This window comes from Streptomyces sp. NBC_00090 (assembly GCF_045160815.1).
GTDB lineage: Bacteria > Actinomycetota > Actinomycetes > Streptomycetales > Streptomycetaceae > Streptomyces.
On the sequence record NZ_CP108224.1, the window covers coordinates 3,512,564 to 3,535,932 of the forward strand.

Here is a 23,369-nt window from a genome sequence, read left to right on the forward strand (position 1 = left end):
GCCGACGATGCCCGCACCCCTCACCGGAAGAACGCGCCCCGCACCCCTCGTCGAAAGCGCCCGCCCGTGACCACCCAGACGCTCCCCCCGCACGCCGGACAGCCACCGGCCCGCGACCAGGCACCGCCCACCCCCACCGGACCGGCCCCCGCCGCCGCCGTCGACCCTGGCGTCGATCCCGCCGCCGTCGACCCCGCTGTCGACCCCACTGCCGACCCCGCCTCCGTCGACCCCGGCCTCGATCCCGGCCTCGACCTCCGCGCACTCGCCCTGCGCCACGGCCTGACCGTCAGCGGGGCCCGCCCCTCGCTCCCCGTCTACGTCCGGCAGCTCTGGTCCCGCCGCGACTTCATCGCCGCCTTCGCGACCGCCCGCCTCACCGCCCAGTACAGCCAGGCCCGCCTCGGCCAGATCTGGCAGGTGATGACCCCGCTCCTCAACGCGGCCGTGTACTACGCGATCTTCGGCGTCCTGATGAACGCCCGGCACGGCGTCCCCGACTACGTCCCGTTCCTGATCACCGGCGTCTTCGTGTGGACCTTCACCTCCGACACGGTCATGGCCGGCACCCGGGCGATCAGCGGCAACCTGGGCCTGGTCCGCGCCCTGCACTTCCCGCGCGCGGGCCTGCCGATCTCGCTCGCGCTCCAGCAGCTCCAGCAGCTGCTGCTCTCGCTCATCGCGCTGGTCGTGATCCTCTTCTGCTGCGGCGAGTTCCCCGCCTGGAGCTGGCTGCTCGCCGTCCCGGCCCTCCTCTGCCAGGCCCTGTTCAACACGGGCGTGGCGCTCGCCCTCGCACGGCTCGCGGCCCGCACCCCGGACATCAGCCAGCTGATGCCGTTCGTGCTGCGCACCTGGATGTACGCCTCCGGCGCGATGTGGTCGATCCAGAACCTGGCGAGTGACGGCCGCTTCCCGGACGCCGTGGTGCTGGCGCTCCAGTGCAATCCGGCGGCGGTCTACATCGACCTCATGCGCTTCGCGCTGATCGAGAGCCACACCTCGGCCCAGCTGCCGCCGCACGTCTGGGCCCTCGCCGCCGGCTGGGCCCTGCTGTCCTTCGCGGGCGGCTTCATCTGGTTCTGGAAGGCAGAGGAGACGTACGGCCGTGGCTGAGACGACCGAGGACCCCCGCACCCCGACCGTCGTCGTCGACGGCGTCCACATCACCTACACGGTCCACAGCGGGCACCCCGGCGGCCGGGGCAGCGCCACCGCCGCCCTCGGCCGGATGCTCCGCCGGGGCCGTACGGCTCCGGCAGGCCGCCGGGTCCACGCCGTGAAGGGGGTGAGCTTCGCCGCGTACCGAGGCGAGGCGATCGGCCTGATCGGTTCGAACGGATCGGGCAAGTCGACCCTCCTGAAGGCCATCGCGGGCCTCCAGCCCGTCGAACGGGGCCAGGTCTACACCCACGGACAGCCCTCGCTCCTCGGCGTCAACGCGGCCCTGATGAACGACCTGACCGGAGAGCGGAACGTGATCCTGGGCGGCCTCGCGATGGGCATGAGCCGCGCCGAGGTCCGGGCCCGCTACGACGAGATCGTCGACTTCTCCGGCATCAACGAGAAGGACGACGCGATCTCCCGGCCCATGCGGACGTACTCCTCCGGAATGGGGGCCCGGCTGCGCTTCTCCATCGCCGCCGCCAGGAGCCATGACGTCCTGCTCATCGACGAGGCCCTGTCGACCGGCGACGCGCGCTTCCGGCGGCGCAGTCAGCGACGGATCGACGAGCTGCGGGCGGAGGCGGGGACGGTCTTCCTGGTCAGCCACTCGAACTCGACCATCACGGAGACCTGCGAGCGGGCGCTCTGGCTGGAGGCGGGGACGCTCCGGATGGACGGTCCGGCGAAGGAGGTGGTGGCGGCGTACGAGGAGTTCACCGGTACGAGGGCGACAACAGCTAACAAATAAGACATAGCGGGCTAGAGTGCCGTGGGATGACGAACGATCACCCGCAGCCGCCCCGCCGGGCCCGGAACGGCCCTCCGTCACCCACCACGCCCACGCCCGCCCCCAGCTCCCCCGCGGCACCGCCCTCCCCCGCCGCGCCCCCACCCCCCTCCCTGACCCGGTCGCCCTTCGACTCGGACACCTTCACCTCCGCCACCTTCGTCACGGTCGGCCGCGGCCCGTACCTCGCCCTCGCCGTCGTCTGGCTCCTCACCCGGGCCGGCATGCTCCTGCTGCTCGTCCGCGACGACCTCGGCATCGGCGGGGTGGGCCGCGAAGTCGCCCTCTACCAGCACTGGTACGGGCAGTTCGCGACCGGCACCTTCCCGCCCGGCGACGTGACCTGGCAGTACCCGCCCGGCGCCGGCCTCGTGATCATGGCCCCGGGCATCGTCCCCTCCCTCACGTACTTCCAGGCCTTCGTCGCCCTCGCCCTCCTCGCCGACGCGGTCATCACCCTCGCCCTCGCCCGCGCCGACAGCGAACGCCTCACCCACGGCGCCTGGTTCTGGGTCTGCGGTCTGCCGCTCCTCCTGCACCTCCCCCTCGCGCGGTACGACGTCCAGACCACCGCCCTCGCCGTCCTCGCCCTGCTCGCCGTCAACGCCCGCTCGACCGCCGCCCACCGACTCGGCGGGGCGCTCGCCGGAATCGGCGCGATGGTCAAGGTCTGGCCGGCGCTCACCCTGATCGGCACCCCCCGGGGCCGCACCACCCGCGAGGCCTGGACCGCCGCCGTCGTCGCCGCGCTCGCCCTCCTCGCCACCCTCGCGCTGCTCTTCTCCGAATCCCTCGGCTTCCTGCGCCAGCAGGGCAACCGCGGCATCCAGATCGAGTCCCTGGGCGGCACGGCCCTCGCGCTCGCCCGGGCCGCCGACGTCTGGCCGGGCCGCGTCGAGTTCCGCTACGGCGCCTTCGAGTACGTCGGCCCGTACGTCTCCAGCCTCGGGCACCTCGCCCTGCTGCTCACCGTCGCCGCCTTCGGCTGGCTGCTGCTCTGGCGGGTCCGGGCCAGACGCTGGACCCCCGCGACCCCGCTCGACGCGGCCTTCGCCGCCGTCCTGCTCTTCACCGTCACCAGCCGGGTGATCAGCCCCCAGTACATGATCTGGCTGCTCGGACTCGCCGCCGTCTGCCTGACCTCCCGCCGTACCGTGATGCGCCCGGCGGCCCTGCTGCTCCTCCCGGCGGCCGCGCTGAGCTCGCTCGCGTACCCCGTGCTCTACCTGGAGCTCCTCGCCGGCACCGCCTCCGGCCTCACCGTCATGGTGCTCCGCAACGGCCTGCTGCTCGCGGCGGCCCTGCTCGCCGCCCGCGGCCTGTGGAAAGAGACCGTGACCACCCCGGCCGAGGGCTGAGACCACCCCGGCCGAGGACTGAACAGGGAAGGGCCCCGCCGGAACACCGGCGGGGCCCTTCCCTTCGTCGCTCCGTACCGCGACTAGCTGTGGCTGCGCAGCAGCGTCCGCATGGTCCGCATCGCCACCGACAGGTTCGCCAGGTCGAAGGTGTCCGAGCCCTGGATCTCCTCCAGGGTCGTCCGCGCGCGGCTCAGGATCGCCGCGTTCTTCTCCTCCCAGGCCTTGAACCGCTCCTCCGGGCTCGACGTGTCGTCGCCCACCGTCAGGACGTCCGCGGTGAGCGCCGAGTGCGCCGCGAACAGGTCCTCGCGGATCGAGGCGCGGGCCATCGACTGCCAGCGGTCGCTGCGCGGCAGCTCGATGATCCGGTCCATCAGGTCGGTGACCCGCAGCCGGTCGGCCAGGTCGTAGTAGACCTCGGCCACCGCCAGCGGCTCCTTGTCGGTCCGGTCCGCGATCGCGACGACGTCGAGGATCGGGAAGGCGGACGAGAAGCCGGCGACCCGCAGGGCGAGCTCCTCCGGCACGCCGACCTCGGTCAGCTCGTCCAGGATCGACTGGTACCACTCCAGGTCCGCGCCGCGCAGCAGCTGCGGCAGCCGGTCCCAGACCTCCTCGACGCGGTCGGCGAAGAACTCGATGGTCTCGCCGATCTGGAGCGGCTGCGGCCGGTTGTTGAGCAGCCAGCGCGTACCGCGCTCGACGAGCCGGCGGGAGTGCAGCCGCATCCGGGTCTGGACCTCGGCCGGCACCCGGTTGTCGAGGGCCTCGACGGCGTCCCAGACCTCGCCGAGGCGGAAGACCATCCGGGCCGCGGTCTGCGCCCGGACGATCTCCTCGAGCGACGCGCCGGTCTCCTCGCGGAGGCGGTGCAGGAAGGTCGCGCCACCGGTGTTGACGGTGTCGTTGACCAGGATCGTGGTGACGATCTCGCGGCGCAGGGCGTGGCTGTCGACGGCCTCGGTGAACTTCTCGCGCAGCAGCGTCGGGAAGTACGCGTGGAGCAGTCCGCGCAGGTACGGGTCGTCCGGCAGCTCCGTACCGATCAGCTCGTCGGCCACCGTGATCTTGGTGTACGCGAGGAGGACGGCGAGCTCCGGCTGGCTCAGGCCCCTGCCGTTGTTGAGCAGCTCGCGGATCTGCCGGTCGTTGGGCAGGAACTCCAGGGAGCGGTCGAGGCTGCCGTCGCGGCCCAGGCGGCGCATGAAGCGCTGGTGGGCGTGGAGCAGCGAGGGCGACTGGGCGACGGCGTTGGCCAGGGCCGTGTTCTGCGCGTAGTTGTTGCGCAGGACGAGCGTGCCGACCTCGTCGGTCATCTCCGCGAGGATCTTGTTGCGCTGCTTGACGGTCATGTCACCCTCGGTGACGAGCCCGTTGAGCAGGATCTTGATGTTGACCTCGTGGTCGGAGGTGTCGACGCCGGCGCTGTTGTCGATGGCGTCGGTGTTGACCTTGCCGCCCTGGCCCTCGGGGCCGCCGGTCCGGGCGAACTCGATGCGGCCCAGCTGGGTCGCGCCGAGGTTGCCGCCCTCGCCGATGACCTGGGCGCGCACGTCCTGGCCGTCGACGCGGATGGCGTCGTTGGCCTTGTCGCCGACGTCCGCGTTCGACTCGGCCGAGGACTTGACGTACGTACCGATGCCGCCGTTCCAGAGCAGGTCGACGGGCGCGTGGAGCACGGCCTTCATCAGCTCGGCCGGGGTCATCTTGGTGACGCCGTCCTCGATGCCGAGGGCGGCCCTGACCTGCGCGTTGACCGGGATGGACTTGGCGGTACGGGGGTGGATGCCGCCGCCCGCGGAGAGCAGCGACGTGTCGTAGTCGGCCCAGGAGGAGCGGGGCAGGTCGAAGAGACGGCGGCGCTCGGCGTACGAGACGGCCGCGTCGGGGTGCGGGTCGATGAAGATGTGCCGGTGGTCGAAGGCGGCGACGAGCCGGATGTGCTCGCTGAGCAGCATGCCGTTGCCGAAGACGTCACCGGACATGTCGCCGACGCCGACGACCGTGAAGTCCTCGGTCTGGGTGTCGTGGCCCAGCTCGCGGAAGTGGCGCTTGACGGACTCCCAGGCGCCGCGGGCGGTGATGCCCATGCCCTTGTGGTCGTAGCCGGCCGAGCCGCCGGAGGCGAAGGCGTCGCCGAGCCAGAAGCCGTACGACTCGGCGACCCCGTTGGCGATGTCGGAGAAGGTCGCGGTGCCCTTGTCGGCGGCGACGACGAGGTAGGTGTCGTCCTCGTCGTGGCGGACCACGTCGACCGGCGGCACGACCTCGCCCGCGACCAGGTTGTCGGTGATGTCGAGCAGCGCCGAGATGAAGGTCTTGTAGGAGGCGATGCCCTCGGCGAGCCAGGCGTCCCGGTCCACGGACGGGTCCGGGAGCTGCTTGGCGACGAAGCCGCCCTTGGCGCCGACGGGCACGATGACGGTGTTCTTCACCATCTGCGCCTTGACCAGGCCGAGGATCTCCGTACGGAAGTCCTCACGGCGGTCGGACCAGCGCAGGCCGCCTCGGGCGACCTTGCCGAAGCGCAGGTGGACGCCCTCGACGCGCGGCGAGTACACCCAGATCTCGAAGGCGGGGCGCGGGGCCGGCAGGTCGGGGATGGCCTGCGGGTCGAACTTCATCGACACGTAGGTGTGCGGCTTCCCGTCCACCGAGGTCTGGAAGAAGTTCGTCCGCAGCGTCGCCTTGATGACGGTGAGGAAGGACCGCAGGATCCGGTCCTCGTCCAGGCTCGCGACCTGGTCGAGGGCGGCGTCCAGCTCTTCGAGGAGCGCGTCGATCAGCTCGACCCCGGCGCGCTGGCGCTCCGGCGCCATCCGGGCCTCGAAGAGGTTGACGAGCAGCCGGGTGGTGTGGACGTTGTCGCGGAGGGTGTCCTCCATGTAGTCCTGGCTGAAGGTCGAACCGGCCTGGCGCAGGTACTTGGCGTAGGCGCGCAGCACCATCGCCTCGCGCCAGGTGAGCCCGGCGGAGAGGACGAGGGAGTTGAAGTTGTCGTTCTCGGCCTCGCCGGTCCAGGTGGCGGCGAAGGCCTCCTGGAAGCGCTCGCGGGCGTCGTCGCCGATGTAGTCGCCGCCGTTGCCGGACGGGGTCGGCATCCGCAGACCGAAGTCGTAGACCCAGGCGTGGGTGCGGTCGGAGCAGCGCAGCTCGTACGGGCGCTCGTCGGTGACCTCGACGCCGAGCCGGTTGAGGACCGGCAGCACCGCGGAGAGGGAGATCGGGTCGCCGGTCTTGTAGATCTTGAAGCGGCGCTCGCCGGGGCCGGCGACGACGGGCTCGTAGAGGGAGAGCGCGAAGTCCTTGTCCGTACGGGCGAGGGCCTCCAGGTGGACCAGGTCCGCGACGGCGGCGCGCGGCGAGTGGTCGGCCTTGTAGCCCTCGGGGAAGGCGTTGCCGTAGCGGCGGAGCAGCTCGGCGGCGCGCTCCTCGCCGCACTCGGCGTTCAGCGCCTCGCCGAAGCCGTCGGCCCAGGAGCGGGCGGCCTCGACGAGCCGGGCCTCGATGCGGTCGATGTCGGCGTCGGTCAGCTTGGCGAGCTCGGTGCCGGGCTTGACGCGGACGACGAAGTGGAGGCGGGAGAGGATCGACTCGGTGTTCCAGGCGGTGAAGTCGACGCTGATGCCGCCGAGCTCCTCCTTCAGGAGGTCGATGATCCGCAGCCGGACGCGGGTGGTGTAGCGGTCGCGCGGCAGGTAGACGAGGGCCGAGTAGTAGCGGCCGTACTCGTCCTGGCGCAGGTAGAGCCGCAGCCGGCGCCGCTCCTGCAGGTACAGGACGCTGGTGACGATGGACCGGAGCTGGTCGACCGGGGTCTGGAAGAGCTCGTCGCGCGGGTAGGTCTCCAGGATCTGGAGCAGGTCGCGGCCGTCGTGGCTGTTCGGCGAGAAGCCGGCGCCCTCCAGGACCTCCTGGACCTTGCGCTTGACGACCGGGACCCGGCGGACGGACTCGGTGTAGGCGGCGGACGAGAACAGCCCGAGGAAGCGCCGCTCACCGATGACGTTCCCGTCGGCGTCGAACTTCTTCACACCGACGTAGTCGAGGTACGAGGGGCGGTGCACGGTCGACCGGCTGTTGGCCTTCGTCAGGATCAGCAGCTTGTGCTCGCGCGCCTTGGCGCGGGCGTCGGCGGGCAGCCGGCTGAAGGAGGGCGAGACGGGGTGGGCGTGGTGGCCCTCGTCGTCGCCGGCGTGCTGCGGGTCGGAGCGCAGGATGCCGAGGCCGGTGCCGGGCACGGCGGACAGGGCGTCGCCGTTGACGAGCTCGTACTCGCGGTAGCCGAGGAAGGTGAAGTGGTCGTCGGCGAGCCAGCGCAGCAGCTCGCGGGCCTCGTCCACCTCGGTCGGCCGCAGGTCGGAGGCGGTGGGCTCGGCGGGCAGTCCCTCGGCGATGCGCAGGGCGGCATCGCGCATCTTGTCCCAGTCCTCGACCGTCTCGCGGACGTCGGACAGGACGCGGAGCAGGTCGGCGGTGATCTGCTTGAGGTCGGCGCGGTCGGTCTCGCGGTCGATCTCGACGTGGATCCAGGACTCGGTGAGCGCGTCGTGCGGCAGCTCGCCGTGGATCTGGGTCGAGAGGACCTCGATGAGCTTTCCGGTGACGTCACGGCGGACCAGGACCTGCGGGTGGATCACGACGTGGATGCCGCGGCCCTGGCGGGACAGCTCGTTGGTGACCGAGTCGACGAGGAACGGCATGTCGTCGGTGACGACCTCGACGACGGAGTGGCTGCTGGTCCAGCCGTTCTCCTCCACCGTCGGGGTGTGGACGCGCACGTTCGCGGTGCCCTGCGGGCGGTTCTCCGCGAGCCGGTAGTGAGAGAGCGCGGCACCGAAGAGGTCGACCGGGTCACGGTCGCCCAGGTCCTCCGGCGCGGTGTGCAGGTAGTAGCGCTGGAGGTATTCGAGCACGGGGTCCCGGTCCGGGCGCTCACCGGCACCCTCCGGGCCCGTCGGAAGTCGCCCCCCGACCGGGCTGTGCTCAGCTACCCGAGCGGCCCTTTCGAGCAGCTCGGCCTTGGCTTCGTCCAGCTTGGTCTGCATGTCCTCTGACTCCTGTCGCGCGCCGTTGCGTGACGTCGGTGGAAGAAAGGACACAACGCCTCGACGCGGTGATTCCGGTCGAAGTCGACGTTATGCCCGGATGAGAGATGCCCAGGTCGTTATCGGCCACGGAGCGTGGCGCGCCCGGACGGAAAGGATCGGCGAACGCACTGTCGGCCCGGCCGCTGTCGCGGACCGGGCAGCAGCCGGGGGCTTCACTGCCCCCTCGGCGTATCGCGCTGATCACGGCAAAAGCCTATCGCCCCTGACCCCCGCCCCGTCATGAACCGTATGTGTACAAAAGCGGGGGTGGAAGTTTGACGTTATGGACAGCGACACATGTCCTCTTGGCAAAGCAGCCCGCCGCGGTGGCGTGTACGCCGGCATGGCGGGGCACGACAGAGCACGACGGACCGACCATCTGTGACCACCTGTGATCTGGGAGAGCCATGGCGAAGATCTTGATCGTGACCGGGGACGCGGCGGAGTCGCTGGAGGTGATGTACCCCTACCAGCGGCTGCTGGAGGAGGGATACGAGGTCGACATCGCGGCCCCGGCGCGCAAGCAGCTCAGGTTCGTCGTCCACGACTTCGAGCCGGGCTTCGACACGTACACCGAGAAGCCCGGCTACACGTGGCCGGCGGACCTGGCCTTCTCGGAGGTCGACCCGGGCGCGTACGTGGCGGTGGTGATCCCGGGCGGCCGGGCGCCGGAGTACCTGCGCAACGACCCTGAGCTCCGCAAGATCCTGAAGTCCTTCTTCGACGCGGACAAGCCCGTCGCCCAGATCTGCCACGGCCCGCTCCTGACGGCCGCGGTCGGCGGCCTGGAGGGCCGCAGGGTCACGGCCTACCCGGCCCTGGAACTCGACATGCAGGCGGCCGGAGCGACCTTCCAGGACTCGGCTGCCGTGGTGGACGGCCTCCTGGTCTCCTCCCGCGCCTGGCCGGACCACCCCACCTGGATGCGCGAGTTCCTGAAGGTCCTCCGCGCCAAGGCCTGACCCCGGTGGGGGTGGGCCGCCCCGCCCCCACCGCCCCGCAGCCGGGCGACGGGCCGCCGCACCGGCACCCCGTCGCCGGGCCCGTCAGACCAGCTCTTCTGACACCGCCCGTCAGACCAGCTCCTCCGCCACCGCACCGCGCGTCAGACCAGCTCCTCCGCCACCGCCACCGCCTCCGTGAGCGAGTCGACCACCGGCACCCCCACCCGCTCCAGGGACGCCCTGCTGTGCGACCCCCCGGTGTACAGCACCGCCTTCGCCCCCACGTGCGCCGCCGCCACCGCGTCGTCCGCCGCGTCCCCGATGACGACCACCCGGTCCGCCGGGATGTCGCACAGCGCCGCCAGGTGCCGCACCATGTGTCCGGACTTCCCGTCCGTCGAGTCGCCGACCCGCCCGTCCATCCGGACGAAGCGCTCGGCGATGCCGTGCCGCCGCACGAGCGGTATGAGATCCGCGTGCGGCGCGAGCGACAGCAGGGACTGGGTGAACCCGGAGTCCTGCCGCGCCGCGAGCAGCTCCGCGGCGCCGAGGGTGAGCCCGCACCCCTCCGCCCGCGGCCGGTAGTGGCGGTGGAAGGCGCCGTCCATCACGATCCACTCGGCGTCGGTGGGCAGCCGCCCCATGAGCCGCTCGTAGAACTTCGGTACCGGCACCGTGTACAGCTCGCGGTACTGCTCCAGCGTGATCGGTTCGAGCCCGATCTCGGCGAAGGCCGCGTTCGTCGCGCCGATCACCGCACTCGTGTCGTCGAGCAGTGTCCCGTTCCAGTCCCAGACCAGATGCTTGCCCCGCAAGCCGTGCTTCCCCATGGAAAAACGGTACCGGGCACCTCGGACAACGAACCCCGCCCGGTCCCGCTACCCCAGCAGCCCGGGAATCTCCTGCACCCCGAACCACAGCAGCTCGTGGTCCTCGGCCCCGTCCACCACGAACCGCGCGTCGTCGTCGCCCTGGTCCGCGGCGCCGAGCGCGGCCGCGGCCGCGGTGACGTCCGCCTCGGCGTCGTCCGCGTCGGCGTGCACCGCCGCCGCCTTGGCCAGCGGGACCGCGCCGGCGATCCGGACCTCGCCGATCGAGCCGGCGTCGAGCCCCAGGTCGGGGTCCGTGGTGGCGTCCTTGTCGGCCACGTCGACGGCGACGACGACCCGGCGCCGGGGCGCCTGGGGGTCACCGGCCAGCAGGCGCAGGGAGGCGGAGGCGGCCCGGTTGAGCGCCGCGTACTCCAGTTCCTCGATGTCGTCGGAGACGTACCACTCGCGCAGCGCGGGGGTGACGGCGTAGGCGGTCAGCGGGCCGGGACCCAGCTCGCCCGCCTTGTGCGCCTGTGCGAGACCGGGGAGGGTCAGGGGGACGTACACGCGCATGGCTGGCCGCTTTCGTAGACGGAGAGGCCCTCAGGATATCCGCGGAGTCCCCCTTCAGGGCTGTCGGCCGCAGCCTCGGCCCGTCCACCACCGGGGCGCCTCCGACGAGGCCGCGGGGAGCCGGTTTTCCACCGCGTCACCCTGATAGGTGATTCCGCCCGAGGGCGCCCCCGCCGCCCCGGACGCCTTGCGGCGGCTCCGGCCCCGGCCGTACAAGATCCCCAACGAAAGTTACCGACTGGTATCACTCGGTTACGCAACGACAGGGGATCGCCATGGACATCACGCCCGCCACACAGACGCCGCCCCCCGCCACGGCCACGACCCGCCCGCGCACCCCACGCACCCCGCGTCCCCGCACCGCGCCCGGCGGTCCGGCCGGCACCCGCCCCCGCGGCGCCGCGGGCACGCACCCCCGTACCGCGCCCCGCACACTCCCCCCGCACACCGTCTTCGCCGAGCGCCTGCTCGCCGTGCTCAGCGGGGAGCGGCCGGTCCACTGGATGCTCGGCCACACCGTCGGCGAGGCGTACGAGCAGCTCGTCCGGCTCGCCCCGACGACCCCGCTGCGGTCGCTCGGCCCGCGCCCGGTCCTGCGCCGCTGCTCCGTGCAGCCACACCCCCTCCACGGCGCCGTGGAGGCCTTCGCGAGCATCGCCACCGGCCACCGCGTACGGGCCATGGCGTTCCGCCTGGAGCGCGGCGCCGACCAGCGCTGGCGCTGCGCCGCAGTCGAGCTCGACGGTCTCGGCGTGACGCCCCACCACGCCTGACTCGCGACGCCCCCCTCCAGGCACGACGAAGGGGCCGGCCACCCACCGGGCGACCGACCCCTCACACCGAACCCACCGCGTCAGCGACCCTTCGTCAGGGCCCTCGGCGGCAGCGCCTCACTTCTTACGGCGACGCCCACCGCTCGCGTTCTTCTGCGCCTTACGGCGCTCCGCCCGCGTCATCCCGTCGCCCGAGTCCTCGTCGGCGGCGAAGTCGCCCTCGACGACACCGCCGTCACCGTCGACGGTCGGAGCGGAGAAGTGCAGCCGGTCCGGCCGCTGCGGCGCGTCGAGTCCCTTGGCGCGGATCTCCGGACGCCCGGTTCCGGCACCGGCCGGCACCGCGTCGCCCTTGTCCAGCGAGGGAGCGGTCGCCTGCACGGGGACCTCCTCGACCTGCTGCTCGACCTGGACCTCCAGGTTGAACAGGTAGCCGACGGACTCCTCCTTGATGCCCTCCATCATGGCGGTGAACATGTCGAAGCCCTCGCGCTGGTACTCGACCAGCGGGTCCTTCTGCGCCATCGCGCGCAGGCCGATGCCCTCCTGGAGATAGTCCATCTCGTAGAGGTGCTCGCGCCACTTGCGGTCCAGGACCGACAGGACCACGCGCCGCTCCAGCTCACGCATGATCTCCGAGCCGAGCTGCTTCTCACGCTCGTCGTACTGCTCGTGGATGTCGCCCTTGATCGACTCGGCGATGAACTCGGCGGTGATGCCCGCCCGGTCCCCGGCCGCGTCCTCCAGCTCCTCCACGGTGACCTTCACCGGGTAGAGCTGCTTGAAGGCGTTCCACAGACGGTCGAGGTCCCACTCCTCCGCGAAGCCCTCGGCGGTCTCCTGGCGGATGTAGTCGTCGATCGTGTCGTCCATGAAGTGCTGGATCTGCTCGTGCAGGTCCTCGCCCTCCAGGACGCGACGGCGCTCGCCGTAGATGACCTGGCGCTGCCGGTTGAGGACGTCGTCGTACTTCAGGACGTTCTTACGCGTCTCGAAGTTCTGGGTCTCGACCTGCGACTGGGCGGAGGCGATGGCGCGGGTGACCATCTTGTTCTCGATCGGCACGTCGTCCGGCACGTTGGCCATGGCCATCACGCGCTCGACCATCTGCGCCTTGAACAGGCGCATCAGGTCGTCACCGAGCGAGAGGTAGAAGCGGGACTCGCCGGGGTCGCCCTGACGGCCGGAACGACCGCGCAGCTGGTTGTCGATACGGCGGGACTCGTGGCGCTCGGTGCCGAGCACGTACAGCCCGCCGAGGTCCTTGACCTCCTCGAACTCCGCCTTCACGGCCTTCGCGGCGCGCTCCAGGGCGGCGGGGAGGGCCGCGGCCCACTCCTCGACGTGGTCGACCGGGTCCAGACCGGCCTGGCGCAGCTCGGCCTCGGCGAGGTCGTCCGGGTTGCCGCCGAGCTTGATGTCCGTACCGCGACCGGCCATGTTCGTGGCGACGGTGACGGCGCCGCGACGGCCGGCCTGGGCGACGATGCTGGCCTCGCGGTCGTGGTGCTTGGCGTTGAGGACCTCGTGCTGGACGCCGCGCTTGGAGAGCTGCTGCGAGAGGTACTCGGACTTCTCGACGGAGGTCGTGCCGACGAGGATCGGCTGACCCTTCTCGTGCTTCTCCGCGATGTCGTCGACGACGGCGGCGAACTTGGCGACCTCGGTCCGGTAGATCAGGTCGGACTGGTCCTTGCGGATCATCGGCCTGTTCGTGGGGATCGGGACGACGCCGAGCTTGTAGATCTGGTGGAACTCCGCGGCCTCGGTCATGGCCGTACCGGTCATGCCGGACAGCTTCGAGTACAGCAGGAAGAAGTTCTGGAGGGTGATCGTGGCGAGGGTCTGGTTCTCGTCCTTGATCGCCACCCCTTCCTTCGCCTCGATCGCCTGGTGCATGCCCTCGTTGTAGCGGCGACCGGCGAGGATTCGGCCGGTGTGCTCGTCGACGATCATGACTTCGCCGTCCATGACGACGTAGTCCTTGTCCTTCTTGAACAGTTCCTTCGCCTTGATGGCGTTGTTCAAGTACCCGACGAGGGGGGTGTTCACCGACTCGTAGAGGTTGTCGATGCCCAGCCAGTCCTCGACCTTGGCGACGCCCGCCTCGTGGATGGCGACGGTGCGCTTCTTCTCGTCGACCTCGTAGTCGCCGGTCTCCTCGATGCCCTTGAGCTGGTTGCCGGGCTCGCCCTTGGAGAGGCGGGTGACGAGCTTGGCGAAGTCGCCGTACCACTTCGTCGCCTGGTCGGCCGGGCCGGAGATGATCAGCGGCGTACGGGCCTCGTCGACGAGGATCGAGTCGACCTCGTCGACACAGGCGAAGTTGTGGCCGCGCTGGACGAGCTCGTCCTGGGACCACGCCATGTTGTCGCGGAGGTAGTCGAAGCCGAACTCGTTGTTCGTGCCGTACGTGATGTCATAGCTGTACTGCTCACGGCGCTGGGCAGGCGTCATGTTGGCAAGGATGCAGCCGACGGTCAGACCGAGGAACTTGTGCACCCGGCCCATGAGCTCGGAGTCCCGCTCGGCCAGGTAGTCGTTGACCGTGATCAGGTGCACGCCCTTGCCGGAGAGCGCGTTGAGGTACGCCGGGAGGGTGCCGACGAGGGTCTTGCCCTCACCGGTCTTCATCTCGGCGACGTAGCCGAGGTGGAGCGCGGCGCCACCCATCAGCTGGACGTCGTAGTGACGCTGTCCGAGGACACGCTTGGCGGCCTCGCGCACCGTCGCGAAGGCCTCGGGCATCAGGTCGTCGAGGCTCTCACCGTCGGCGTACCGCTGCTTGTACTCATCGGTGAGCGCCCGCAACTCGGCGTCGGAGAGGTTGACGAAGTCCTCTTCGATGGAGTTGACCTGGTCCGCGATGCGGTGCAGTTTGCGCAGGATCTTGCCTTCGCCTGCACGCATGAGCTTGTTGAAGACGGACACTGAGGCTGGTCTCCTTGCCGGTCGGGCCTGGCACTGGGTCTTGTCATGGACGCGAGCGCGGGGCACGGCAGGTGGTCCCCACCGTAACGGCCATCGTAAGCGAGACCGCCCTCGCGAAGGGAGGCCCGCAGTGCCCGAGCCGCACGACCTCCCTCAAAGAGAACGCACGAGGTGGTCGGAAGGTGCCGCCCCACCCGAAAAGTGTTCGCTTCAGGTCCGGCGGCTCACCACAATCCAGACATGGAGCCGATCACCCTCACCACCGACCGACTGCGCCTGCGGAACTTCGTCCCCGGGGACCTCGACACGGTGTACGAAATCTGCCAGGACCCGGACATTCGGCGCTGGACCGTCGTCCCGGACCCCTACACCCGGCAGGACGCCGAGTTCTTCCTGAACCGGCTGGTGCCCGACGGCTGGCGCGAGGACTCGGACTACACCTTCGCCGTCGAGCCGTTGGCCGGCGGCCCGCTGCTCGCGGCGATCTCGCTGATCAGCCGAGGCTCCGGGGTCTGGGAGGTCGGCTACTGGCTGCGCCGGGAGCACCGGGGCCACGGCTACATGACCGAGACCGTCCGCGCCCTGGCCCACTGGGCGTTCACGGGGCTCGGCTGCACCCGCCTGATCTGGCGCGCCGAGCTCGGCAACGCCGGGTCGCGAGCGGTGGCCGAGCGCGCCGGCTTCGCCCTGGAAGGCGTCCAGCGCGCCGGCCTCGTCAACAAGGGCACGCTCCGGGACTGCTGGGCCGGCGCCCTGCTCCCCTCGGACTTCGGCCTGCAGAGCCCGCTGCCGTACCTCCCGGCCCGCGAGCAGCCGGCCACGGGCTGACCTGCGGATCCGCTCGGCTCCCGGTGCTCCGGGCGGGTTGTCAGTGCCGGGCCCTAGGGTGCGACGCATGACGACTGCGCCGCGCCCCGCCGCCGAACTGTCCGCCGACGAAGCCCGCCGGATCGCGCTGCGCGCCCAGGGATTCCTGGGCGCGCCCGACCGCAGGTCCGGGGTGCGCGGGGTGCTGCGCGGTCTCGGCCAGGTGCAGCTCGACACGATCTCCGTACTGGCCCGCTCGCACGAGCTCATTCCGTACGCGCGCCTGGGCGCCGTGGGCCGTACGACGGTCGAGGAGGCCTACTGGACCGCCGCGCCCGCCGGCGCGGCTCCGGCCCGGCCCCACGCCTTCGAGTACTGGTCGCACGCGGCCTGCGTCCTGCCGATCGAGGAGTGGCCCCACTTCGCCTTCCGCCGCCGCGCCTACCGCGACCGCCCGCAATGGCACCACGACCTGTCGGCCGGGGCGTACGACAAGGTGATCGACCAGCTGCGGGCCGAGGGCCCGCAGACCGCCACCGAGCTGGGGGGCGCGAAGAACAAGGGCGAGTGGTGGGACTGGTCCGACGCGAAGATCGCCGTCGAGCGGGCGCTGATGAACGGCGAGGTGGTGGTGGTCGAGCGGCGCGGCTGGAAGCGGGTGTACGACCTGGCCGAGCGGGCGATCCCGCAGGCGCTGCTCCACGACGAGCTGGACGACACCGAGTGCGTGCGGCGTCTGGTGCGTCAGGCGGGCGAGGCGCTGGGCGTGGGCACGCGCGCGGACATCGCCGACTACCACCGCATCAAGGGCGAGCAGTTCGACGCCGTGGTCGAGGCCTCGGGGCTCGTTCCGGTCACGGTGGCGGGCTGGGGGAAGCCCGCGTGGGCGGACCCTGCGGCGCTGGCGACCGAGCCCCGCGGCCGTCACCGGACGACGCTGCTCTCGCCGTTCGACTCGCTGATCTGGGAGCGGGCGCGCACGGAGCGGATCTTCGGCTTCACGCACCGCCTGGAGGCGTACGTGCCGAAGCAGAAGCGGGTGCACGGCTACTTCGCGATGCCGGTCCTGGCCGGGGGCCGGCTGGTCGGCCGGGTGGACCCGGCGCGCGAGGGCGGCACGCTGGTCGCCCGGCAGGTCACGCTCGACGGCCCCAAGGCCGTACCGGCGGTGGCCCGGGCGCTGCGCGAGGCGGCCGAGTGGGTCGGCTGCGACGCGGTGTCCGTGGTTCCGGACCGGGTGAACCACCCCGAGCTCGTACCGGAGCTGGTGCGGGCGCTGGGCTGACCGGGCTCCCTACCGGATCTCGAGGATCTTCTCCCGCATGGCGTAGACCACGGCCTCCATGCGGGAGTGCAGCTGAAGCTTCTCCAGGATGTTCCGGACGTGGTTCTTCACCGTGTTCTCGGAGATGAACAGCTCCTTGGCGATGTCCCGGTTGTTCATCCCGGTCGCGACGAGCTTGAGGACCTCCAGCTCACGGTCCGTCAGCCGGGGCGCGGGCACGAGCCTGCGCTCGTCGGTGCGCTGGATCATCGACTTGAACTCGGTGAGGAGTTTGGACGCCATCGACGGACTGATCTGCGACTGCCCGTCGGCGACCGCGCGGATCGCCGTCGCGACCTCGTCGGTGGAGATCTCCTTGAGGAGGTAGCCGGTCGCCCCGGCCTTGATCGCGTCGTAGAGGTCGGCCTCCTCGTCGCTGATCGTCAGCATGATGATCTTCGCACTGGGGGCCACCTCCTTGATGGAGGTGCACGCCTCGATGCCGCCGCGCCGGGGCATCCGTACGTCCATCAGAACGATGTCGGGCAGCAGATCGGCGGCCTTGTCGACGGCCTCGGCCCCGTCACCGGCCTCACCGACGACCTGGATGTCCTCCTCCTGGGCCAGGACGATCTCCAGGCCGCGGCGGAAGAGGGCGTGGTCGTCCACGACGAGAACCCGAATCGGCTCCTTGCGGCACGCGTCGCTGTCCGATTCCGATCCCTCCGGAGCACCCTCCGAAGTCGCCGCACGATAGGACTCACGCCCGCTGAGCACCGGGCCGAAGCTGTCCGCCATCGTTCCTCCCCCTGAAGGCCGTGGCCTGAATTCGTTTCCGGTCCTTCAACCACTGCCCGAAGAGCACCGGTTGGCGTGCACGTCATGATTTCATGCCCCGGCGGCGCGCGGGGTGACCCGTGGACGCACGGGGGTGCCCCTGGGGGCGCGAACCGCGCTCCAGGGGCACCCTGAGGGATACCTGAGGTGTGTGGGTGGTGCGGTGGCGGCCTGTCAGCCGCCGAGCGCACCGCCGGCGCCGCCGCCCTCGGCGAGCGGGTCGCTCTCCAGGTGGATGACGCCGTAGTCGTACGCGTGTCGCCGGTAGACGACGCTCGGCTGCTTGTTGTCGGAGTCGACGAAAAGATAGAAGTCGTGGCCGACCAGCTCCATCTCGTAGAGCGCCTGGTCGAGCGTCATGGGGGCGGCCCGGTGGGTCTTCTCGCGCACCACCAGCGGGCCTTCGCCCTGGACCTCGATCGAGCCCATCATCGTGGTGGGCACCTTGTCGGTCTCGTCGACGACCAGCTGGCCGTCACCGTTGAGCTGGGCGGCGCCGGGCACCACGTCCCCGACCTCCGCCGCCGACAGCCTGCCGTTGCCACGGCGGGTGTACCGCTTGTCGTGCTGCTTGCGCAGCCGGGCCTCCAGCTTGTCGCTGGCGAGGTCGAGGGCTGCGTACGGGTCGCCTGCCGCCGCTTCGGCCCGGATCACCGGGCCTCGGGAGTGGAGGGTGATCTCCACGCGGTCCGACCGGTCGGCCTGCCGCGGGTTGTGCTCCTTGGACACCTCGACGTCGAGGCTGATCACCTTGCCGTCGAGCTTCTGGATTCTCTCCAGCTTCAGCTTCTCGGCCACGTGCTTCCGGAACCGCTCGGGCACCTCGGTCTTGCGGCCCTTGACGACGATGTCCACGCAGAACTCCGTTCCCGGATCGCCCTGGTCGGCTCCTTGGCCGCAGGGCATCTCCCTTTGCACCAGTACTCCGGTGGTTACCGGAGCTCGGACTTGGCGACTTTCACCTCCTCCTCCCCAGTCGACAAGATCCCCACCCCATCGACAAGAGGTTAATTCGCCCTGAACTCCTGTCCTGTAGGCGCAACCATGTATTCGGCGAGGGCGATGGCATTCGCCATTCCTCACAACCGAACATAGCCCCTTCGGACGGGTGTCGGCACCCGCTACCGCGACATACCTCCGTTCGGGTGCTTTCACCTCTCACCACCTGCAACGATCCAAGTTCTTGGCGAGTTCCGGTTTATTTCGAACGAGGCGGGAGAGGATGCGATCACAGCGGCCTTCCGCTGTTCGATTCCATGCCGCGCCGAGCCTTCCGCCGACCCCTCCCTCAATCCCTGCGCTAATCCGGGAATGAACGGCAGGTGTACGTCTGCGAGTGCGCGCGCCGCCTCCGCGAGCGAAGCGCCCGTGGTCATCAGGTCGTCCACGAGAACCACCCGTCCGGACTCGATGAGCCGCGCACCGCCCGGCACGATCTCCAGCGCCCCGGAGAGGTTCGCCAGCCGCCCGCGCGCCCCGAGTCCCGCCTGGTCCGCCACGTACCGCCGCTGACGCAGGACGGGCACGACCCGGGCCGCCCTGCCCCCGCGCCGCAGCCGGGCGGCCGCGGCCAGCGCGATCCGCCGCGTCGGATCGTGGCCACGCGCCCGCACGGAGCGCCGTGAGGACGGCACCGGTACAAGGAGAAGCGGCGGTGGAGCGGGGCCCGTGGCGGGCCCGGCAGAGGCCTTCACGGCCTCGGCGAGCGCGCCGCCCAGGGGCCCGGCCAGCGCCAGCGCCCCGCGCTCCTTGTGGGCGAGGAGCAGTTCGCGTACGGCGTCGGCGTACGGCGCGACGGCGTGGACCACCGGCAGCCCGGACGGCTCGGGCGCGGGTCGCACCCTGCGCGGCCCGGCCCCGGTCAACTCACCGGCGCACTCCGGGCACAGGGCCGTGCGCGGCCTGCCGCAGCCTCCGCAGGCGACCGGCAGGACCAGCCCGGCGATCTCACGCCACCACCCCCGCATGACTCCACTGTGCGCCTTCCCGCCGCGCCGGACCACCCCTGTGGAAAACCCGGGGCGCCGACGGCGCCGAACCGCACCGGACGGCCGAAGTCCGTCAGGTCGCGGTCGGACAGGGCACGTCCGACCCGCTACGACCGCTCCGATCGGCTCTGATCGGCTCCGATCGGCTCCGATCGGCTCCGCGCTATCCGGGGTAGACGGGTGAGGTGCCGGTCTTGACCAACGGCTGCCAGTTCGTGCCCGGCACAAGCCTGACGATGCCGTCGTTTCCGGAATCCGCCACGACCGGCGACGCGTTGCTGTTCGGCGCGGCGACCGAGGTCACCCCGTTCAGGCCGGGAAGCACCGAGCTCGCCGACGTCGATCCGTCCGTCTGGAGGTAGCGGATCTGCTGGACGCCACCCGCTTCCTTGCCGACGACGACCAGCTGGCTCGGGCCGGCCCAGGAGACGGCCGTGACCGACTCCATCCGCGGCGCGGCGGGCTGCAGGTCGACGACCGACACGGCGGGCTCCGCCCCCGTGGTCTGCCGCTCGACCCGGCCGATCTGCAGCGTGGTGCGCTCCCCCTGCGTCACGAGGAGGGCGATCCGCACCCCGTCGGCCGAGACCCGCAGCGCCTCCACGCGCGTGTCCTCACCGAGCCACGGCGTACGGACCTCGACCGGTTCGCCGGAGCCGCCCGGCACCATCCACAGGCGCGACTCCGCGGGGTTGCGGTCGGCGACCCAGAGGTCGCCCCGCCCGTCCCAGCTCGGAGTCGAGAGCCGGTCCGTCGGACGGGCCGCCTTGCTGGTCAGCACCGCCGGCAGCGGATCCTGCTCCGTGGTGATCGAGGAGACGAACAGCTCGCGTCCGTTCTTCCCGACCCCGGCCGCGCGGGTCTCACCCCGGTCGACGGCGACCGACTGCAACGGGGTCGTCCCCCCGCCGAACGGCCCCGGCACCTCGACCGGCGCGTCGGCCTCCTTGCCCTCGACCTCCAGCATCATCAGCTTGCCGTGCTCGTCGAGGAAGTACGGGCTCTCCGGCCGCACGGTGCCGCGGACCGCCGCGAAGTCGGCCAGCTGCCCCTTGCCCAGGCGGCACAGCGGAGCCCCGCTCGACCCCTGGAGCTCGACCTGCTCGACGCGTACGGAGGTCAGGTCGCCCAGCGTGAACAGCAGCTGCGCCGCCATCCGCCGGCACACCTCGCCGCTGACCCGGTCGGCCTTGGCGCTGAGCGGCACCTTCAACGTGGACTGGTCGTCCGTCGTCAGCGACGTGACGCCCTTCTTCAGCTCGGTGCCGGAGGGGAACTGCGAGTCGACGGCCGGCTTCAGCCAGTTCGTCGGCCCTTCGAGCAGCGCCCTGACGGTCTGCGTCACGGGGTCCATACGGGTGACCGGGTCCTGCCGCTGCCGGATGTAGACCGGGTCGGCCACGACCCAGTCCTCCCCGGAGGCGAAGTAGTACTTGTTGACCGACCGGTAGTTGCGCAGGAAGTCCGCCTCACCGAGCACCAGGCCGGGCGGCAGGCTGTCGATGCGCCACTCCTTGCCCTTGCCGTTGGGCGTCGGCTGCTGCACGACGTGGATCGACTGCACGTACTCGGCGGGGCTGATCGGCTGGTAGGCGTGCCGGGCGTCCACGGTGGCGATCTTGCGGCCGGCGAGCGGATAGGCGCGGCCGGGAGTGTCCGGGTCGGCGTTGCGGTCGGCCGGATCGCGGTCGGGCGCGGTGGTGAGCACGGTGATGCTCTGCTCCGGCTTCCACGTCCGCGAAGCCTGCTTCGTCAGGTACTTGCGGGCGGTGGAGAAGCCGGGGTCGTCACTGGTCATGGCCTCCAGGAAGCCGTCGACGATCTCGTCCGGGACCGCGTTCTCCCGCGGGGCGACGGCATAGACCCGTACCTGCGAGTCACCGGGGTTGGCCCCCTTCACCGCCTGCACCTCTCCGCTGTCGGGCATCGTCGCGCACCCGGTCACGAGGAGCCCGCCGCAGGCGGCCAGCACCATCGCGCGCGAGCTCCGGCCCGCCCCCACGCGACCCTCTCGGGAGTCAGCGCCCACGTGTCCCGTCCCCCCGCTCCGTGTTCCCGGTTCCCCCGGCCGATGCCGTACTCGTCCCGCCCCCGTCGGTGTCCGCCGCCGCTCGCGCCACCACCCGCGCGCCGCTGCCGGGCAGGGCCGTCGGGTCGACGGTCGCCCGCGACGGCGCGGGCAGCCTCGGCGGCACGGAGAGCGCCTGCCGGTCCCCTGCGGGCTGCGCCGGAACCGCCGCGCGGCGCGCGCTCTCCTGGGCGCGCCCGACGGCCGCCTGATCCCGGTTGCGCCGCGAGTCCTCGGGCTCCAGCGGGATCGGGGAGCCCCGCAGCGGCTCGTCCGCGGTCCGCGGCAGGGTCAGCCGGAACTGCGAACCGCCACCGGGCTCACCCCAGGCCTGCAGCCAGCCGCCGTGCAGCCGGGCGTCCTCCACGGCGATCGACAGGCCGAGGCCCGTACCGCCGGTGGTGCGCGCACGGGCGGGGTCGGCGCGCCAGAAGCGGTTGAAGACCCGGGTCGCCTCGCCCGGCTTGAGTCCGACGCCGTAGTCGCGGACGGCGACGGCGACGGCTCCGCCCGCGGCGGCCAGCTTCACCACCACGTCCCGGCCCTCGCCGTGCTCGACGGCGTTGACGACGAGGTTGCGCAGCACCCGCTCGACCCGGCGGGCGTCCGCCTCGGCCACCACGGGCTGCTCGTCGCCGAGGACCACGATGCGGGTGCCCTTGCGCTCGGCGAGGGGTTCGGCGCCGCCGATGACCCGGCGCACCACCTGGCGAAGGTCTATCGGCTCGGCCTCCAGGGCCGCCGCGCCCGCGTCGAACCGGCTGATCTCCAGAAGGTCGGAGAGCAGCGACTCGAAGCGGTCGAGCTGATCGCCGAGGAGTTCGGCGGCGCGCCCCGTGACGGGGTCGAAGTCGACACGGGCCTCGTGGATGACGTCGGCGGCCATCCGGACCGTGGTCAGCGGGGTGCGGAGCTCGTGCGAGACGTCCGAGACGAACCGCCGCTGCATCCGCGACAGCTCCTCCAGCTGCTGGATCTTGAGCTGAAGGCTCTGGGCCATCTTGTTGAAGGCCTCGCCGAGCCGGGCGATGTCGTCCTCGCCGGTGACCTTCATCCGTTCCTGGAGACGGCCCGCCGAGAGCCGCTCGGCGATCCCGGCGGCCATCCGGACGGGCGTGACGACCTGGCGCACCATGAGCCAGGCGATCGCGCCGAGCAGCACGACGACGAACAGCCCGGCGGTCGCCAGCGTGCCCTTGACCAGGGTGAGGGAATCCTCCTCCTGCGTCAGCGGGAAGAGGTAGTACAGCTCGTACGGGGTGCCGTCGGCGTCGTTCAGCCGCTGGCCGATCACCAGCCCGGCCTCGGACGACTTGCCGCTCGTGTAGTAGATCCGGGTCGACTTCTGGAAGGTGTTCGCGCCCTGGGCGACGGAGTGCCTCAGGTCGGCGGGGATGCTCTTGGCGGGGTCGACCTCGCCCGAGGCCCGGGCGCCACGGCTCGCGGTGTCACCGCTGTCGAGGGAGAGCGCGACCACGTTGAAGGCGCTCTGGCCACCGCTGGCGAGTTGCTCGACGAGCGTGGAGCGCCAGTTCACGGACGCGCCGGTCCGCCCGCCGTCCTGCTGGCCGGGCGCCGACGGAGTGGTCGCCGCCCGGTCCTGCGCGGCGGAGAACCCGCCCGCGGCCTGGCTCTGGGCGGCCCTCTCCTTGGCATCGAGCAGCCCGTTGCGGACCTGGCCGATGACGACGAGGCCCAGCAGAAGCACCACCCCGAGGGACATCAGCAGGGTGCCCGCGACGACCCGCAGCTGGATGTTCCGCCGCCACAGCCGCACAGCGGGCAGCAGCGGCCGGCGTACCCAGCGCGCGAAGAGCCGGAACACCGGTCCACCCGGTGCCCCGTCCTTGAGCAGCCGTCCACCGGGCAGACGGCCGAAACGCGGGCCCCCCCGCCCCGGTCCGGCAGTCCGCCCCGTACGGCCTCCCGGGTCCCCGGGCTTCGGAGCAGTACTGCCTGTACTCATG

The 23,369-nt window shown here is 71.3% G+C and carries 16 protein-coding genes; 7 read left to right on the plus strand and 9 right to left on the minus strand.

Features of this window, described 5'->3' with window-relative positions; genetic code table 11:
* The first annotated feature begins 270 nt into the window (after positions 1-270).
* From OG361_RS15415 to OG361_RS15425, 3 genes are read left to right on the plus strand one after another with little or no spacing between them, the layout of a single operon-like run.
* Positions 271-1,116, plus strand: coding sequence for an ABC transporter permease (locus OG361_RS15415; protein ID WP_405862267.1), 846 nt, complete (start codon positions 271-273; stop codon positions 1,114-1,116).
* Positions 1,109-1,915 carry an ABC transporter ATP-binding protein gene (locus OG361_RS15420; protein ID WP_405853929.1) on the plus strand — a complete coding sequence of 269 codons (807 nt, stop codon included), beginning with the start codon at positions 1,109-1,111 and terminating at the stop codon, positions 1,913-1,915. Before OG361_RS15415 ends, OG361_RS15420 begins: the two co-directional genes overlap by 8 nt.
* A 26-nt stretch (positions 1,916-1,941) precedes the next feature.
* Positions 1,942-3,312, plus strand: coding sequence for a glycosyltransferase 87 family protein (locus OG361_RS15425; RefSeq protein ID WP_405853931.1), 1,371 nt, complete (start codon positions 1,942-1,944; stop codon positions 3,310-3,312).
* 83 nt (positions 3,313-3,395) lie between these two features.
* Here the strand turns inward: OG361_RS15425 and OG361_RS15430 are convergent, their stop codons facing one another.
* On the minus strand, positions 3,396-8,363 hold the full coding sequence (locus OG361_RS15430; protein ID WP_405853933.1) for an NAD-glutamate dehydrogenase: 4,968 nt from the start codon (positions 8,361-8,363) through the stop codon (positions 3,396-3,398).
* Between the two features lie 449 nt (positions 8,364-8,812).
* On the opposite strand from OG361_RS15430, the gene OG361_RS15435 reads away from it, so the two are divergent.
* Complete coding sequence (locus tag OG361_RS15435) at positions 8,813-9,367, plus strand: DJ-1/PfpI family protein (protein WP_351910243.1); 555 nt, start codon at positions 8,813-8,815, stop codon at positions 9,365-9,367.
* A gap of 143 nt (positions 9,368-9,510) precedes the next feature.
* Here the strand turns inward: OG361_RS15435 and OG361_RS15440 are convergent, their stop codons facing one another.
* A complete protein-coding gene (locus OG361_RS15440) occupies positions 9,511-10,179 on the minus strand; it encodes an HAD family hydrolase (RefSeq protein ID WP_405853935.1) in 669 nt (222 codons plus the stop codon).
* 48 nt (positions 10,180-10,227) lie between these two features.
* Positions 10,228-10,734: a DUF6912 family protein gene (locus OG361_RS15445; RefSeq protein ID WP_405853937.1), complete on the minus strand. Its 507-nt coding sequence runs from the start codon at positions 10,732-10,734 to the stop codon at positions 10,228-10,230.
* A gap of 275 nt (positions 10,735-11,009) precedes the next feature.
* Between OG361_RS15445 and OG361_RS15450 the strand changes: the two genes are divergently transcribed.
* Positions 11,010-11,507, plus strand: a complete 498-nt coding sequence (locus OG361_RS15450) for an Rv3235 family protein (protein ID WP_405853939.1) — start codon at positions 11,010-11,012, stop codon at positions 11,505-11,507.
* A gap of 117 nt (positions 11,508-11,624) precedes the next feature.
* Here OG361_RS15450 and secA read toward each other — a convergent pair whose 3' ends face one another.
* On the minus strand, positions 11,625-14,438 hold the full coding sequence (gene secA / locus OG361_RS15455; protein WP_405853941.1) for a preprotein translocase subunit SecA: 2,814 nt from the start codon (positions 14,436-14,438) through the stop codon (positions 11,625-11,627).
* Positions 14,439-14,678: 240 nt separating this feature from the next.
* On the opposite strand from secA, the gene OG361_RS15460 reads away from it, so the two are divergent.
* Together OG361_RS15460 and OG361_RS15465 are read left to right on the plus strand one after the other, a co-directional pair.
* The gene (locus OG361_RS15460) at positions 14,679-15,266 is read left to right on the plus strand and encodes a GNAT family N-acetyltransferase (RefSeq protein ID WP_405853943.1); all 588 of its coding nucleotides are present in this window, start codon (positions 14,679-14,681) and stop codon (positions 15,264-15,266) included.
* Positions 15,267-15,333: 67 nt separating this feature from the next.
* On the plus strand, positions 15,334-16,530 hold the full coding sequence (locus tag OG361_RS15465) for a winged helix-turn-helix domain-containing protein (protein ID WP_405853945.1): 1,197 nt from the start codon (positions 15,334-15,336) through the stop codon (positions 16,528-16,530).
* 9 nt (positions 16,531-16,539) lie between these two features.
* Here OG361_RS15465 and OG361_RS15470 read toward each other — a convergent pair whose 3' ends face one another.
* From OG361_RS15470 to mtrB, 5 genes are all read right to left on the minus strand, one after another.
* On the minus strand, positions 16,540-17,307 hold the full coding sequence (locus tag OG361_RS15470; protein ID WP_384563917.1) for a response regulator: 768 nt from the start codon (positions 17,305-17,307) through the stop codon (positions 16,540-16,542).
* Positions 17,308-17,520: 213 nt separating this feature from the next.
* Entirely contained in the window at positions 17,521-18,201 is a 681-nt protein-coding gene (gene hpf / locus OG361_RS15475) for a ribosome hibernation-promoting factor, HPF/YfiA family (RefSeq protein WP_405853948.1), read from the minus strand.
* A 296-nt stretch (positions 18,202-18,497) separates the two neighbouring features.
* Positions 18,498-19,313 (minus strand): ComF family protein, encoded by an 816-nt coding sequence (locus OG361_RS15480; RefSeq protein ID WP_405853950.1) that lies wholly within the window; start codon positions 19,311-19,313, stop codon positions 18,498-18,500.
* A 184-nt stretch (positions 19,314-19,497) separates the two neighbouring features.
* On the minus strand, positions 19,498-21,309 hold the full coding sequence (locus tag OG361_RS15485; RefSeq protein ID WP_405853952.1) for an LpqB family beta-propeller domain-containing protein: 1,812 nt from the start codon (positions 21,307-21,309) through the stop codon (positions 19,498-19,500).
* 43 nt (positions 21,310-21,352) lie between these two features.
* On the minus strand, positions 21,353-23,368 hold the full coding sequence (mtrB, locus tag OG361_RS15490) for an MtrAB system histidine kinase MtrB (protein WP_405853954.1): 2,016 nt from the start codon (positions 23,366-23,368) through the stop codon (positions 21,353-21,355).
* Position 23,369: the final 1 nt, after the last annotated feature.

Bases quoted from the DNA above. Each gene is read 5' to 3' on its own strand.
- OG361_RS15425 (WP_405853931.1), top strand. From the start codon at position 1,942: ATGACGAACGATCACCCGCAGCCGCCCCGCCGGGCCCGGAACGGCCCT.
- OG361_RS15430 (WP_405853933.1), bottom strand. From the start codon at position 8,363: ATGCAGACCAAGCTGGACGAAGCCAAGGCCGAGCTGCTCGAAAGGGCC.
- OG361_RS15435 (WP_351910243.1), top strand. From the start codon at position 8,813: ATGGCGAAGATCTTGATCGTGACCGGGGACGCGGCGGAGTCGCTGGAG.
- OG361_RS15440 (WP_405853935.1), bottom strand. From the start codon at position 10,179: ATGGGGAAGCACGGCTTGCGGGGCAAGCATCTGGTCTGGGACTGGAAC.
- OG361_RS15445 (WP_405853937.1), bottom strand. From the start codon at position 10,734: ATGCGCGTGTACGTCCCCCTGACCCTCCCCGGTCTCGCACAGGCGCAC.
- OG361_RS15450 (WP_405853939.1), top strand. From the start codon at position 11,010: ATGGACATCACGCCCGCCACACAGACGCCGCCCCCCGCCACGGCCACG.
- OG361_RS15460 (WP_405853943.1), top strand. From the start codon at position 14,679: ATGGAGCCGATCACCCTCACCACCGACCGACTGCGCCTGCGGAACTTC.
- OG361_RS15465 (WP_405853945.1), top strand. From the start codon at position 15,334: ATGACGACTGCGCCGCGCCCCGCCGCCGAACTGTCCGCCGACGAAGCC.
- OG361_RS15470 (WP_384563917.1), bottom strand. From the start codon at position 17,307: ATGGCGGACAGCTTCGGCCCGGTGCTCAGCGGGCGTGAGTCCTATCGT.
- OG361_RS15480 (WP_405853950.1), bottom strand. From the start codon at position 19,313: ATGCGGGGGTGGTGGCGTGAGATCGCCGGGCTGGTCCTGCCGGTCGCC.
- OG361_RS15485 (WP_405853952.1), bottom strand. From the start codon at position 21,309: ATGGTGCTGGCCGCCTGCGGCGGGCTCCTCGTGACCGGGTGCGCGACG.
- mtrB (WP_405853954.1), bottom strand. From the start codon at position 23,368: ATGAGTACAGGCAGTACTGCTCCGAAGCCCGGGGACCCGGGAGGCCGT.